Origin of the sequence: Bacillus sp. 1NLA3E (assembly GCF_000242895.2) — a bacterium.
Classification (GTDB): Bacteria; Bacillota; Bacilli; order Bacillales; family Cytobacillaceae; genus Bacillus_BU.
Genome location: NC_021171.1, coordinates 3,086,288 through 3,099,294, shown reverse-complemented (window position 1 = coordinate 3,099,294; position 13,007 = coordinate 3,086,288). Strand labels below are relative to the sequence as shown.

General features: G+C 37.7%; 15 protein-coding genes. 12 read left to right on the top strand and 3 right to left on the bottom strand.

Annotated elements, in window-relative coordinates:
• The 3 genes from B1NLA3E_RS14750 to hypE are packed head-to-tail and all read left to right on the top strand — an operon-like array spanning position 1 to position 2,322.
• Positions 1-225: a HypC/HybG/HupF family hydrogenase formation chaperone gene (locus B1NLA3E_RS14750; RefSeq protein ID WP_015594629.1), complete on the top strand. Its 225-nt coding sequence runs from the start codon at positions 1-3 to the stop codon at positions 223-225.
• Positions 209-1,321, top strand: coding sequence for a hydrogenase formation protein HypD (hypD, locus tag B1NLA3E_RS14745; RefSeq protein ID WP_015594628.1), 1,113 nt, complete (start codon positions 209-211; stop codon positions 1,319-1,321). The genes B1NLA3E_RS14750 and hypD overlap by 17 nt, the downstream gene beginning before the upstream one ends.
• A complete protein-coding gene (gene hypE / locus B1NLA3E_RS14740) occupies positions 1,321-2,322 on the top strand; it encodes a hydrogenase expression/formation protein HypE (protein WP_015594627.1) in 1,002 nt (333 codons plus the stop codon). Before hypD ends, hypE begins: the two co-directional genes overlap by 1 nt.
• A 160-nt stretch (positions 2,323-2,482) precedes the next feature.
• Here the strand turns inward: hypE and B1NLA3E_RS14735 are convergent, their stop codons facing one another.
• Positions 2,483-3,043 (bottom strand): class D sortase, encoded by a 561-nt coding sequence (locus B1NLA3E_RS14735; RefSeq protein WP_015594626.1) that lies wholly within the window; start codon positions 3,041-3,043, stop codon positions 2,483-2,485.
• 379 nt (positions 3,044-3,422) lie between these two features.
• Between B1NLA3E_RS14735 and B1NLA3E_RS14730 the strand changes: the two genes are divergently transcribed.
• The 4 genes from B1NLA3E_RS14730 to B1NLA3E_RS14715 all read left to right on the top strand — a co-directional run bounded on the left by B1NLA3E_RS14730 (position 3,423) and on the right by B1NLA3E_RS14715 (position 6,436).
• Positions 3,423-4,265, top strand: a complete 843-nt coding sequence (locus B1NLA3E_RS14730; protein ID WP_015594625.1) for a DegV family protein — start codon at positions 3,423-3,425, stop codon at positions 4,263-4,265.
• 68 nt (positions 4,266-4,333) lie between these two features.
• The gene (locus tag B1NLA3E_RS14725) at positions 4,334-4,915 is read left to right on the top strand and encodes an SCO family protein (protein ID WP_015594624.1); all 582 of its coding nucleotides are present in this window, start codon (positions 4,334-4,336) and stop codon (positions 4,913-4,915) included.
• Between the two features lie 97 nt (positions 4,916-5,012).
• Positions 5,013-5,849, top strand: coding sequence for an SGNH/GDSL hydrolase family protein (locus B1NLA3E_RS14720; protein WP_041580575.1), 837 nt, complete (start codon positions 5,013-5,015; stop codon positions 5,847-5,849).
• The gene (locus B1NLA3E_RS14715) at positions 5,849-6,436 is read left to right on the top strand and encodes a YpmS family protein (RefSeq protein ID WP_015594622.1); all 588 of its coding nucleotides are present in this window, start codon (positions 5,849-5,851) and stop codon (positions 6,434-6,436) included. The genes B1NLA3E_RS14720 and B1NLA3E_RS14715 overlap by 1 nt, the downstream gene beginning before the upstream one ends.
• 239 nt (positions 6,437-6,675) lie before the next feature.
• Here B1NLA3E_RS14715 and B1NLA3E_RS14710 read toward each other — a convergent pair whose 3' ends face one another.
• A complete protein-coding gene (locus B1NLA3E_RS14710; protein ID WP_015594621.1) occupies positions 6,676-7,440 on the bottom strand; it encodes a DUF4397 domain-containing protein in 765 nt (254 codons plus the stop codon).
• 143 nt (positions 7,441-7,583) lie between these two features.
• Here B1NLA3E_RS14710 and msrA point away from each other — a divergent pair, with 143 nt between their 5' ends.
• The gene (gene msrA, locus B1NLA3E_RS14705) at positions 7,584-8,126 is read left to right on the top strand and encodes a peptide-methionine (S)-S-oxide reductase MsrA (RefSeq protein WP_015594620.1); all 543 of its coding nucleotides are present in this window, start codon (positions 7,584-7,586) and stop codon (positions 8,124-8,126) included.
• Positions 8,083-8,556 carry a peptide-methionine (R)-S-oxide reductase MsrB gene (gene msrB / locus B1NLA3E_RS14700; RefSeq protein ID WP_051120161.1) on the top strand — a complete coding sequence of 158 codons (474 nt, stop codon included), beginning with the start codon at positions 8,083-8,085 and terminating at the stop codon, positions 8,554-8,556. The genes msrA and msrB overlap by 44 nt, the downstream gene beginning before the upstream one ends.
• 20 nt (positions 8,557-8,576) lie before the next feature.
• Here the strand turns inward: msrB and B1NLA3E_RS14695 are convergent, their stop codons facing one another.
• Positions 8,577-9,149, bottom strand: a complete 573-nt coding sequence (locus B1NLA3E_RS14695; RefSeq protein WP_015594618.1) for a DUF502 domain-containing protein — start codon at positions 9,147-9,149, stop codon at positions 8,577-8,579.
• 196 nt (positions 9,150-9,345) lie between these two features.
• On the opposite strand from B1NLA3E_RS14695, the gene B1NLA3E_RS25910 reads away from it, so the two are divergent.
• The 3 genes from B1NLA3E_RS25910 to B1NLA3E_RS14680 all read left to right on the top strand — a co-directional run bounded on the left by B1NLA3E_RS25910 (position 9,346) and on the right by B1NLA3E_RS14680 (position 12,879).
• Positions 9,346-9,531 carry a YjcZ family sporulation protein gene (locus B1NLA3E_RS25910; protein ID WP_041580574.1) on the top strand — a complete coding sequence of 62 codons (186 nt, stop codon included), beginning with the start codon at positions 9,346-9,348 and terminating at the stop codon, positions 9,529-9,531.
• Between the two features lie 182 nt (positions 9,532-9,713).
• Complete coding sequence (locus tag B1NLA3E_RS14685) at positions 9,714-11,180, top strand: NAD(P)/FAD-dependent oxidoreductase (protein WP_015594617.1); 1,467 nt, start codon at positions 9,714-9,716, stop codon at positions 11,178-11,180.
• A 709-nt stretch (positions 11,181-11,889) separates the two neighbouring features.
• On the top strand, positions 11,890-12,879 hold the full coding sequence (locus B1NLA3E_RS14680) for a S66 family peptidase (RefSeq protein WP_015594616.1): 990 nt from the start codon (positions 11,890-11,892) through the stop codon (positions 12,877-12,879).
• Positions 12,880-13,007: the final 128 nt, after the last annotated feature.

Below are 13,007 nucleotides of genomic sequence, written 5' to 3'. Positions count from 1 at the left end.
ATGTGCGTTGGGGTACCTGCAAAGGTAATCGAAAAACATGAATACACGGCAGTAGTGGATGTCATGGGTTCACAAACAACAGTAGGAATTATTTTTATCCCAGAGGTTGAAGTTGGGAATTATGTAATCGTCCACGCTGGACAAGCAATGTCGATCGTCGATGAGGAATATGCAAAAGTAAGCGTTGAAGAGTGGAGGAAACTTGTCGATGCTCGAAATTCTTAAACAATCCTCTAATCCTGATCTCTGCAAAGAACTTTTACAAGCAGTAATTGAAAAAGCTCGCGAATTCTATGATGTTTTTGGCAGAAAGCCGGCTTTTATGGAAGTATGTGGATCCCATACAATGGCTCTCGCCAAATCAGGTGTAAAGCAATGTTTAATTAACGATGTGAAACTTGTTTCCGGACCAGGTTGTCCCGTCTGTGTTACCGACCAAAAATCGATTGATGCCATGATTGCTCTTTCTGAGGGACAAGATCGAATCATTTGTACATTTGGGGATATGGTACGGGTACCTGGTTCCACAAAAACGTTGTTGGATGCCAAAACAGCTGGTAAAGATATTCGCGTTTTGTATTCGCCGGTGGATGCAGTCCGTCTTGCTGAAGAAAATCCTGATAAGGAAGTCATATTTCTGGGAATTGGTTTTGAAACAACGATTCCAATTATTGCCTTACTTGTTGGTCAAGCGCATTCCAAGCAATTAAAAAACTTTTCAGTTTGGATGGCGACAAAGCTTGTTGAACCCATTCTTCGTTCTCTATTGGATGCCGGGGAAGCCCGAATTGATGGTTTTTTACTTCCAGGGCATGTGTCAATCGTTCTTGGAGAAAATTATTATCAGTTTCTTGCCGAAGAGTATCATGTTTCGGGGGTAATTTCCGGATTTGAGCCTGCCGAACTGTTAAGTGGAATTTATAAGCTGATCGACTTAGCACTTAAAAATGAAGCAAAAATCATCAATGATCATCGTTCCATCGTAACAAAGGAAGGAAATCTTGTTGCTAAGGAATGGATGGATACTTATTTTGAAGTATGTGATGAAGCATGGCGAGGAATTGGCACTATTCCAAACAGCGGTCTAGATATTAAGCCGGAATTTGATCAGTATAACGCAAAAAAACGATTCCAAATAAAAATAGAAGAACCAAAGAAAACAAAATGTCGTTGTGGAGAAGTCATTAGGGGATTAATCTCACCTAATGAATGTCCTTTGTTCGCAAAGGCATGTAAACCTACGAATCCAATTGGTCCATGTATGGTTTCCGCGGAAGGAAGCTGTTCAGCATATTACCATTACATGAGGGAGAGTTTTTAATGGAAAAAATAATCAACTTAGCCCATGGTGATGGTGGGGAACTAAGCCACCGTTTAATCCAAGAGGTATTTGTCGAGGCATTTGGGAATCGTAATGAATCTATGTTCGACGCATCCCAATTGACTTTATCGTCGACAGAAATAGCCGTTACAACAGATTCATTCGTGATAAAGCCTATTTTCTTTCCTGGGGGTTCAATTGGAAAGCTTGCGGTGGCGGGAACCGTGAATGATTTAGCAGTAAGCGGTGCAAAGCCCCTTTATTTAACTTGTGGATTTGTTATTGAGGAAGGATTTCCAATATCAGACTTAAAAACGATTGTTAATGATATGGCAAAAGAAGCGATTAAAACAGGTGTATCAATCGTGGCTGGTGATACAAAAGTGGTCGAAAGAGGTAGTGCTGACGGGGTTTACATCAACACAACAGGAATTGGAATTGTTGAAAAAAAGGTAAATCCAGCTTTCGTATTTAATGAAGGAGATTCTATCATTATTTCTGGAACCATTGGCGATCATGGAATGGCAGTTCTTACGGCCAGAGAAAATTTGGGTATTACTGTCCCGATCAATAGCGATTGTGCATCTTTAAATCACATGCTTGAGGGAGTAACCACTCAATGTGATACTGTCCGAATTATGAGGGATCCAACAAGGGGGGGATTAGCAACCACTCTTGTTGAAATTGCTGAAGACTTCTCACTGACTATGGTTATCGAAGAAAATAGACTTCCGATTAAAAATGAAGTTCAGGGAGCATGTGATTTACTAGGTTTTGATCCTCTTTATTTAGCAAATGAAGGAAAAGCTATTGTCATTGTTTCAGAATCAGAAACAGAAAAAGTATTAAGTATATTAAGAGAGTATGAAGTTGGTCAAGATGCAACCCTGATTGGTTCGATTACTGGAAAAGGAAAAGGCCAGTTGTTATTACAAACTCCGCTGGGTTCAAAGCGGTTATTAACAAGACTTTCAGGGATGATGTTACCTAGAATATGCTAAAAAGATAAGCGGAGGCGTCATGCACAGCCCCGACAAGCACAAGACGATCACTGTAAGAAGGAGCTTTTAGCCTTCTGGAAGGGAGTGACTTGTGACCTCGAGGGGCTAGAAGCCGCAGCTAGACATATAGAAAGAGGCTGACTTGTAATCAGCCTCTTTTTTATCTAACTGGTTTGGCAGTAATAATATAGCGTTTTGGTGCATTTCCAACATATCTAAACGGATAACATGTTGTGACAGTCAGTATTTCCTCTGGGGATGTGGGTTTGATAACTGTTCGATCCCCGGCATCGACAACTTTCGTACTTTCTATTTTATAGGTAAAATCCCCATATGGTACCTTTACAATGAGTTCATCACCAATTTTTAATTCTCCCATTCTACGAAAAACAGTGTCGCGGTGACCTGATAGAACAATTTGATCATTTCCTAGGGGCCATGCCGTCCCCGTATAATGTCCAACACCCTTTGCAAGATCATTTTCATCTGTTCCTTCGACAATCGGCAGTTCTTTGTCGATTCGAGGGATTGATAGAATACCTACAACGTCTCCTGTAAAGGGTGAAAAGGTTTCTTTGTCTATTTTTGGCTTTTCTAATAAATGATGGGCAGTTGCTATGCTATGATCCTGGTGCGCTTTCATCTGATAAATCTTATATCCACTTTTGCTAATAACGATCAGACCAACGATAATCAACAATAAGGCGATTTTCCTTCCCACTTTAGCTCCTCCATATCCACAATACCTCTTATATTATGTTAAGTGATAACCCAATCTCTTCTTTTTCCAACTAAAATCATAGCAGAAAATGGCAACTAAACAATGAATTTTTTGAATAATTCGCCAAAAAATTATGTTTGACCGCATAAACAGCCACACATCGGGTTATCGTTATTGTATAATACTCAAACAGGTGATTTAAAGAATAACACAAAGAAATCTTAAGAGTATCGGGAACAAGGAACCCTTTAATTGGGCAAAAAACCTGAATATTGTCAGAAAAACGTCGATTCGAAGGGAAATTTGTTTGCAATTTATTTCAAAGTGTAAAACGAACATGTATAATAAACAGTAAGTGTTGATATAAGGAAGTGAAGAATTGAGTAAAGTTAAAATCGTAACCGATTCCACAGTGGATTTAACAAATGAAGATATACAAAAATATAACCTAGAAGTAGTACCGTTAACGATTAGTATAGACGGTGAAACCTATATTGATCGAGTTGATATTACCCCTACTGAGTTTATTCAAAAAATGAAACAATCAGTTGAATTGCCTAAAAGCTCCCAACCATCCTCTGGCACATTTTTAGAAGTATATGACCGGCTCGCTGAAGAGGGTTATGAAGTAATTTCTATTCACATGACAGGTGGAATGAGCGGAACTGTTCAATCTGCTGCAAGTGCAGCCCAAATGAGTAAAGGAAAAGTAGAGGTAGTCGATTCGCGCTTTATTTCTAAAGGACTATCCTTCCAGGTGATCGAAGCTGCAGAAATGGCCCAACAAGGAAAAACGGTACCTGAAATATTAGCAAGAATCAATGTGATTCGCGAGCAGACACGGCTTTTTGTCGTTATTGATACACTTGAAAATATGGTGAAGGGTGGCAGAATTGGTAAAGGGAGAGCAATGGTCGGTTCTTTGCTCAATATCAAACCGATTGCTTCACTTGAGGGTGGGGTTTATACACCAGTTGCAAAGGTACGTAGCCATTCACAAGTGGTTAAATATTTGGCGAAACATTTTGCCGATGAGGTTAAAGACAAGACCATTAAGGGAGTCGGCCTTGTTCATGCAGAAGGATTTGCATTAGCGACTAAGTTAAAAGAAGCAATCATAGAATTAACTGGTTATTCTAATTTTGACATTGTTGATACCACACCAGTGATAAGTACACATACCGGTATTGGTACAATCGGATTCATGTATTACTTTGAATAGTAATCCTTGTTCTTTCCTTCAGATTTGTTAGAATTAATTGTATAAAAAGGATAAAAGTAGGTGGAAAAATGATTAGAAAGAGATATGGACTTATTCTGGTCCTTCTACTGAGTGTCATTCTCACATCATGTGGTCAAAAGGAAATAAAAAATGCAAAAAACTGGCCACTTCAAGATTTTACCTACACAGATCAGGATGGAAAAACATTTGGTTTATCTGATTTAAAAGGAAAGGTTTGGGTTTCTGATTTTATCTTTACAACTTGTGTGGATGTTTGCATGCCAATGACGGCTAATATGGCAAAACTTCAAACCAAGTTAAAGGATGAGGGTATCAAAAATGTTGAGTTAGTCTCATTCAGTGTCGACCCAGCAGTCGATAACCCGGAACAATTGAAAATGTTCTCTAAAAATTTTAATGCGGATTTGAAAAACTGGCATTTTTTAACTGGCTACAAGCAAGAGGAAATTGAACAGTTTGCATTGAAAAATTATAAAACTATTGTAAAGAAACCTGTAAACGAAGACCAAGTAATTCATGGAACAGATTTTTATTTGATTGATAAAAATGGAACAATCGTAAAATATTATAATGGTTTAGAAGAAATTCCTTTTAAAGAAATTATCAATGACATCAAAACATTACAATAGACCTTTCCTGAGGTCTTTTTTCTTTTAAATTTGAGATTCATAGTTTCAAATATTTTAAGGATATTAAAATGATAAAATGGAACAGGAGGTGTTTTTGATGAGGAAAACCTTCCTTTTACTTTTAGTATGTACGCAGTTTTTAGGCGGGTGTACAATATTCCACCAAGAACAAGCAAAGGCGAACCCAACTAAAGCAATCGAAATGATAAAAAAGAAGGCTGTTCCGACTGATTATATCCCCCAAGACATCAATGTAGTTTTAGTAGGAGATTCTTTAACTGAGGGTGTCGGCGATAAATCAAAAAAGGGTGGCTATATGCCATACCTTAAAAACTTGTTGGGAAAAGAAAAAGGAATAAATGAGGCAAAGTTTTTAAACTTTGGAGTACGTGGAAACACGACTACACAACTATTAGATCGGTTAAAATCTTCTGAAGTAAAAAATGCCATTAAGCAAGCAGACTTGGTGATGATTACCATTGGTGGAAATGATATGATGAAGGTTGTTAGTGAAAATATTTCAAATCTCAAAATAGAGGATTTTGAAAACGATAAAAACTTATTTAGAAAGCATTTAAGTCAAATATTAACCCAAATCCGAAGTAATAATTCAACTGGATCCATAGTCCTAGTGGGACTTTATAATCCATTTTCAACCACTTTATCGGACATTAAAGAAATTAATCAAGTAATAAACGAATGGAATGAATCAAGTCAAAATATTATTTCTCAATATGATCTGGCATACTTTGTAGATATTTCTGATCTCTTTAGTGGAAAAGTGGATGATCTCTTGTATACTGATCACTTTCATCCAAATAATAAGGGATACGAATTAATAGCTCAAAGATTATATCGTAGACTAGATAAGGATGTTCTAAAAGACCTTCCTAATCAAGTCTATACAGCTAATAAAGAGGGGATTCAACAGTGATGAAGGGGAAATGGAAGAAATTGTTTTTTATTCTTGCTGGCTTTAATATTTTGGCTATTGCCATTATTTATATTTTAATAAGCTTACCAAGTAATGATCATCCTGTTAAAAATAAAGGATTTTCATCTGAAAGTGTTCCATTTAAAATCCAAACTAATAAACAGGATTTAAATCGGGTAATTAACCATTATCTTCAAGAACAAGACAAGGGTCCAATTGAATATCAAGTGAGCTTAGACAAATATGTGAACTTATATGGAGAGTTTCCAATTTTTAATCAAGATGTTGAAATGAAGGTATCGTTTGAGCCAAAAGCACTAAAAAATGGTGACCTCATTCTTAAGGAAAAGGCCATTTCGGTTGGAAGATTACGATTACCAGCTAGTTATGTACTGAATTTTGTCAATGAACGTTATCATTTTCCTGAATGGGTGACAATCCTGCCCAATGACGAAATGATTTATGTCAATTTACAAAAAATGAAACTAAAAAGTGATCTAAAAGTTAAAGTAAATGAATTTGATTTGGAAAAGGATCAAATCAAGTTCACTTTATTAGTCCCAATGGATAAAGGAGTCTCCAAGTGAGACTCCTTTTTTCTATTATATAAAAAGGCTGTGTTAAAGCTTAATGTAGATTTTTTGCATAATGTTGATTGGAGTGGAAGGCGCGAAGACTCCTGCGGGAGCAGCGGGACAGGTGAGACCCCGCAGGCGCTTTAGCGCGGAGGCTCACCGCCCGCCCCGCGGAAAGCGAAGCGACTGGAGCGGAAATCAACATTCTAACAGAGCCTATAAAAAAAGAAAAACGGCCGGATTCCGGTCGCCTACCCTTTTAATATCACCATTTCAATAGAAGGCTCCCCTTCATGAAGCCCGACTGCAACAATCGAATATACTTCATTTTCCTTGAATTGGAGGTTATGGAGTGGAAGTATTGTTTGTTTTGTACCCGTTTCTCTCATTTCAAGGTCGACTGTCATTGGTGATAGCCCTAAATAATTTGTTGCATCTTTATATGAGATTTTCGGAAAAACAACATCACCTTTGATCACGGCGATATCGACTGGCGGAGTGTTAGAGGATAAATGAATAAACCTCACTTTCGTTTCACCATGTGGAACATTTGGTTCGTCGTTATATGAAAGTAAACGAAATTTATTCTCGACTCCAATCATTGGCAGAGTATAACTTTTACCTGCTTCAAAGGCGATTCTTTTGTTTAGAATGGTCGAAACCATATTATCGGTCGGATAAATATCGATATGATATTTTCCGGCTGGAAGTGATAAATAGGCACTTACTTCTTTAAAAGGGACATTTTTGAAAATTTTAATCGCATTAATATAGATATCAACATTTGGAGCATCTGTGGATGCATGTAAGAAACGAATTTTTGCATCAGGCTGTCTGCTTGCTACTTCTGATGCGTACTGGATTCTTGATAAGTGTAAAGCCTTGTTCAAATATTGCAGGTGTTTTTTATAGTAATTAATATGCAGGTTTGGATCCAAGTACTTATAATAATTTGCCATCATGTCATACGCAGCAGCCTTATCGAAATATTCCTGCTTATTTTTTTTATCTGGCATAATCCTCGCTCCTATCATCAATGCTTCTCGTCAATAACATATGCTATATGGGCTAGGATGGTGTTTGAGGTGATTTATTTTAAAAGAAACGTTAAGATAGTGAGTATAGAAAAAAACAAGAAATATTTATGGAGGTTTTTAGAATGGAGAATCCATTAGAGTTGGCCACGTTCGCTGGAGGCTGTTTTTGGTGCATGATCAAGCCTTTTGATGAACAACCAGGAATAGATAAGGTTGTCTCAGGATACACAGGTGGCCATGTTAAAAATCCAACCTATCAACAGGTTTGTTCAGAGACAACGGGGCACTATGAAGCGGTTCAAATTACGTTTGATCCCAAGATATTTCCATATGAAAAACTGCTCGAATTGTATTGGCAGCAAATTGACCCAACTGATCCAGGTGGTCAGTTTTACGATCGTGGCACGTCCTATCAAACCGTCATTTTTTATCATAATGATGAACAGAAGGACATAGCTTATCATTCAAAACATGAGCTAGAACAAAGTGGTCGATTTAGTAAACCAATCGCCACAAAAATTCTTCCTGCAGAACCCTTCTATCCTGCAGAGGAATATCATCAACAATACTATAAGAAAAACAAGCTCCATTATGAAGGATATCGTGTTGGTTCTGGACGGGATGCGTTTATCCGCAAGCATTGGGGGGATCATATTGAAAAATAAAGATGAAAACGAATTAAAGAAAAAATTAACGAAAATGCAATTTGAAGTGACTCAACGGAATGGAACGGAACCGCCCTTTCAAAATGAGTATTGGAATGAATTTAGAGAGGGGATTTACGTTGATTTAGTATCGGGAGTCCCACTTTTCAGCTCAATGGAAAAGTTTGATGCAGGTTGCGGCTGGCCAAGCTTTACTAAGCCAATCCAAGAGGGGGAAGTTGAGGAAAGGCAGGATTCCAGTCATTTTATGGTTCGGACTGAGGTAAGAAGCAGAACAGCAGATTCTCATTTGGGCCATGTATTTAACGATGGACCTGGTCCTAACGGTCTACGATACTGTATAAACTCCGCAGCAATACGGTTTATACCAAAAGACGAGCTTGAAAAACAAGGCTACGGAGAATACAAAAGTTTGTTTGATACAAAATAAAAAGCCGATAAAACGGCTTTTTATTTTGTCGTCATTCCCCCCGAAAGGATAAATTTCATGGCATCTTCCGGCTTGACATCGATAATTTGGACTTGCTCCTTTGGAACCAAAAAGGTGAAACCTGCCACTTGGAAGGTTTGAGGTACATAGACTGCTACAAAGTCCTTCAGGGGTTGGGAAAATTTCTCAAGTTCGTCCGCGGTAATGAAACCGAGGCTTTTCATTTCAGTTCCCGGTATCGTAACAAGTGCCACTTTTGAAAAAGATTTTTTCTCTCCAAGGAAGGAATGAATCGTGTCTTTAATGACCGAGTAGATGGTCTTCACAAACGGGATCTTATCAAGAAGTCGATCAATGACCCGAATGACTTTTCCTGTTATAAACTTAGTCGATAACCAACCTAATAGTGTAATAAGAACTAATGTGGTTAGGAGACCAATTCCAGGAATGTAGTCATCCTTCATATAAGGTTTAAGTAGGTTCCCAAGAAGGCTATCTAAAAACATAAACGTTTTATAAATGACATAAACTACAAGAATAATTGGAACAATCGTTAATATTCCATTGATGAAATTTTTAATAACACTCTTCATTTTTTTCCTCCATAGAATTCTTCACTAGGCACAAACTATATTTTATCAAATTTGACTTCCTTATGGTAAAAATAAAAGACTTGGTTAGGATAGCAAGATTATTTCAAAAAAAGTTGGGCGAATACACATACAGGACAAGAGTCCATAACATAACCTAACAATGAAAATCAAACAATTTGATAGGGAGTGTTGAACAATGCCTTATAGATATGGTGGCTGTGGAAGCAGCTACGCAACTCCTATTATGGATTCTTACTGTGGGTACGGCTATGCTGCCCCTATTGCTAAGCCTTGCTTTGTGTATAACAATTGTTTTACATTAATCGTTGTATTATTTATTCTCTTAATTATTATAGGTGCAAGCTGCTTTGGAAAATATTAACTAAAGAAAAACTCGCGGATCCCCCCCGTGGGTATTTTTTTGTTCAGGTATAACACGAATGATTATAGTGAACATCAAATGAATTGTTCGTATTTTGCGTTGACTATGTGGCGGATTTCTGATATATTTACCTATGGTTAAGGAAATACACGAAGATAATTTACGTCTGGGGGAATAATCCGATGAGATCAAACTATGATGTTATTGTTGTAGGAGCGGGTCCAGCCGGAATTTTTACTTGTTATGAACTAACATTAAAAATGCCAAATGCAAAAGTCCTATTAGTGGATAAAGGCCACGATATTTATAAAAGAAACTGTCCTATTTTACAGAAAAAAATAGAAAAATGTCCTCCTGCAGCAGGAAGAAAAGAATTTGCCGGTTGTTTACCAGCTTGTTCGATTACGAATGGTTTTGGTGGAGCTGGCGCCTATTCAGACGGTAAATTTAATATTACAAGTGAATTTGGGGGCTGGATGACTGATTATTTACCGGAATCAACTGTCCTTGAACTAATAAACTATGTTGATAAAATTAATCTATCTCACGGTGCGACTGAAAGCATTACTGACCCTTTAACCGACAAAGTAAAGGATATTGAGCGTAGGGGTTATGCGGCTGGATTAAAATTGCTTCGTGCCCAAGTTCGTCATTTGGGAACCGAACAAAATCTTGAGATTATGGCAAGTATATATGAATATTTAAAAGATAAAATTGACATGGCGTTTAAAACTGAAGTGGAAGATTTTATTACTGAAAATTCTTCTACTGATCATATTATTAGAGGGATTTTACTAAAAAATGGAGATTCCTTATATGCAGAAAAAGTAGTCATTACTCCTGGGCGTGACGGATCAAAATGGCTGTCAGAAAAATTCAAGGCACGCAGGCTAAGAATGATTAATAACCAAGTTGATATTGGGGTTCGAGTTGAAACATCCAACATTGTTATGGATGAAATTAATGAAAATTTGTATGAAGGAAAGTTCATCTTTAATACATCTGTCGGCACAACAGTTAGGACTTTTTGTAGTAATCCTTCAGGGCATGTAGTAGTTGAGAATCACTCAGGTACGATGCTTGCTAATGGTCATGCTTATCGAGATCCAAAATTAGGTAGTACAAATACTAATTTTGCCCTACTAGTATCCCATACGTTCTCTGAACCTTTTGATAAGCCGAATGAGTATGCAAATGTGATTTCTAGATTGGCAAATGTCCTTTCAAATGGTGGACTCATTGTCCAGAAGTATGGGGACATATTAAAAGGCAGACGTTCAACTGAAAAAAGAATTAAGGAAGGTTTTATCGAGCCTACTTTAAAGGAAGCAGTTCCTGGAGATTTAGGATTAGTCCTCCCTTATAATACGATGAAGAGCTTAATTGAAATGACAGAGGCATTAAATCATGTTACTCCAGGTCTAGCCTCAGAACATACGCTATTTTATGGTGTAGAAGCAAAATTTTACTCTGCGCGACCGAAATTAAATGATCGATTTGAAACAGAAATAAGTGGTTTATATGTTGGCGGAGATGGGGCCGGAATTACTCGTGGTCTTGCCCAAGCAAGTGCATGTGGGGTTTGGATTGCCCGCGATGTGATTGAAAAATCTAAATCAACACCTAAAAAGGAAGAAATTCTGGCATAAAGCTTTGCAAGCTTAAGGGATACGCACCCTTAGGCTTTTTTGTTTGGTTTGGGGTTGGCAGGAGACCACTTTCTAGGTTATGGTCCGTAGAAAGTTTGGTGATTTGCGCTATTATGTGGTGGTTTGTGACAGAAATATGGCATCGGCAAATAAAATGGAAAATTCGCAAATAAAAGTAGCTAAACGGCAAATAAAATGGAAAATCCGCAAATAAAGCAGATAATCCGCAAATAAAATGGCAAAATCGGCTAATAAAGCATAATCAAAACCTGTGCTTTACGTTCAAATACGGATAGAAACCCGAAATTCACTGACAAACGGTAAAAAATTATAAAAAGCAGGCACAAACAAAGGCTTTAGTCCACCAGACTTGTAGAAACCATACAAACTCAGCCACATTGATATTTTATACCAGAAAGTTGTGGTAAAATTATCTTTTACGAAGGCTCTTTTCTAAAAAGATGGTTGTATTTTTAATAGGCTTTTTGAAAGAAAACCACTGATAAAGAAGTTGATTGGAGCGGAAGGTGCTCGACTCCTGCGGGAGCAGCGGGACAGGTGAGACCCCGCAGGCGTAAACGCCGAGGAGGCTCACCGCCCGCCCCGCGGAAAGCGAGCACCTGGAGCGGAAATCAACTACACTTCTATTTTAGTAAATAGCAACAAAGTTTACGAAAAAAGCCTTTACGAAAAATTTGGGGGGATTTTTATGTTTCCAGCTAAGCTAAAACCAGGGGATGAAATTAGAATCATTGCACCTTCAACAAGTATGGCCATGATCAAAGGAAAACAAATTGAAGCTGCAGTTGAACGATTAAACAAATTAGGTTTTACTGTTACATATGGTAAAAATGTCGATGTCCACGACGAATTTTTTAGCTCCTCCATCAATGAAAGACTCACTGATTTACATGATGCCTTTCGTGACCCAAATGTTAAAGCTATCCTAACAGCGATTGGTGGTTATAACAGCAACCAACTTTTAAAATACATTGATTATGATTTGATACGAGCTAATCCGAAAATTTTTTGTGGATATAGTGATATCACCGCCCTATCTTTAGCTATTTATAAAAAATCAGGATTGGTGACCTATTCTGGACCCTATTTTTCGACCTTCGGAATGAAAGAGGGCCTCGACTATACACTTCAATCCTTTTTAGATGCGGTCACCAACGATTCTCCATACGAAATCACCCCGTCAGCATTTTGGAGTGATGACGCGTGGTACCTGGAACAAGAAAACAGAAACTTTATCGAACAAAAACACTACCACGTCATTCATGAAGGAATCGCAGAAGGGAAATTGATTGGCGGAAATTTGTGCACACTTAACCTTTTGCAGGGAACGGAATTTTTACCCTCTCTAAAAAATACAATATTGTTTATTGAAGACGATCGTGAATCACACCCGCATCTGTTTGACAGGGATTTGCAATCACTCCTCCATATGCCTGATGCGCAACATATTCGTGCCCTATTGATTGGTAGATTCCAAAAAGACTCGAATATGACCGAAGCGGCATTGGAGCAAATCATCCATAAAAAACGTGAATTGGAAAACATTCCTGTTATTGCTAATGTCAATATAGGACACGTCCAACCCTTTGCAACCATTCCAATTGGGGCATCCGCCTCGGTCAAAGCAAAGGGGAATGAAACGGAGATTATGATTGAACAAGTTGAATGGAAAGGCTAAAAATCATTCCTCTCATAAAACTTTTTTAACCAACAGACACCATGATCCGGTGTCTGTTTTTTTCATGTTAAATCGATCTACTTCATATAATTGAATAGCGTGAATTTTAGAGAAGGTTCGCCGTCTTT

What these genes read in the sequence shown, in the direction of transcription:
- B1NLA3E_RS14685 (WP_015594617.1), top strand. Translation starts at nt 9,714, where the DNA reads ATGAGATCAAACTATGATGTTATTGTTGTAGGAGCGGGTCCAGCCGGA.
- B1NLA3E_RS14695 (WP_015594618.1), bottom strand. Translation starts at nt 9,149, where the DNA reads ATGAAGAGTGTTATTAAAAATTTCATCAATGGAATATTAACGATTGTT.
- hypE (WP_015594627.1), top strand. Translation starts at nt 1,321, where the DNA reads ATGGAAAAAATAATCAACTTAGCCCATGGTGATGGTGGGGAACTAAGC.
- B1NLA3E_RS14715 (WP_015594622.1), top strand. Translation starts at nt 5,849, where the DNA reads ATGAAGGGGAAATGGAAGAAATTGTTTTTTATTCTTGCTGGCTTTAAT.
- B1NLA3E_RS14720 (WP_041580575.1), top strand. Translation starts at nt 5,013, where the DNA reads ATGAGGAAAACCTTCCTTTTACTTTTAGTATGTACGCAGTTTTTAGGC.
- msrB (WP_051120161.1), top strand. Translation starts at nt 8,083, where the DNA reads ATGCGTTTATCCGCAAGCATTGGGGGGATCATATTGAAAAATAAAGAT.
- B1NLA3E_RS14725 (WP_015594624.1), top strand. Translation starts at nt 4,334, where the DNA reads ATGATTAGAAAGAGATATGGACTTATTCTGGTCCTTCTACTGAGTGTC.
- B1NLA3E_RS14710 (WP_015594621.1), bottom strand. Translation starts at nt 7,440, where the DNA reads ATGCCAGATAAAAAAAATAAGCAGGAATATTTCGATAAGGCTGCTGCG.
- B1NLA3E_RS14680 (WP_015594616.1), top strand. Translation starts at nt 11,890, where the DNA reads ATGTTTCCAGCTAAGCTAAAACCAGGGGATGAAATTAGAATCATTGCA.
- msrA (WP_015594620.1), top strand. Translation starts at nt 7,584, where the DNA reads ATGGAGAATCCATTAGAGTTGGCCACGTTCGCTGGAGGCTGTTTTTGG.
- B1NLA3E_RS14750 (WP_015594629.1), top strand. Translation starts at nt 1, where the DNA reads ATGTGCGTTGGGGTACCTGCAAAGGTAATCGAAAAACATGAATACACG.
- hypD (WP_015594628.1), top strand. Translation starts at nt 209, where the DNA reads ATGCTCGAAATTCTTAAACAATCCTCTAATCCTGATCTCTGCAAAGAA.
- B1NLA3E_RS25910 (WP_041580574.1), top strand. Translation starts at nt 9,346, where the DNA reads ATGCCTTATAGATATGGTGGCTGTGGAAGCAGCTACGCAACTCCTATT.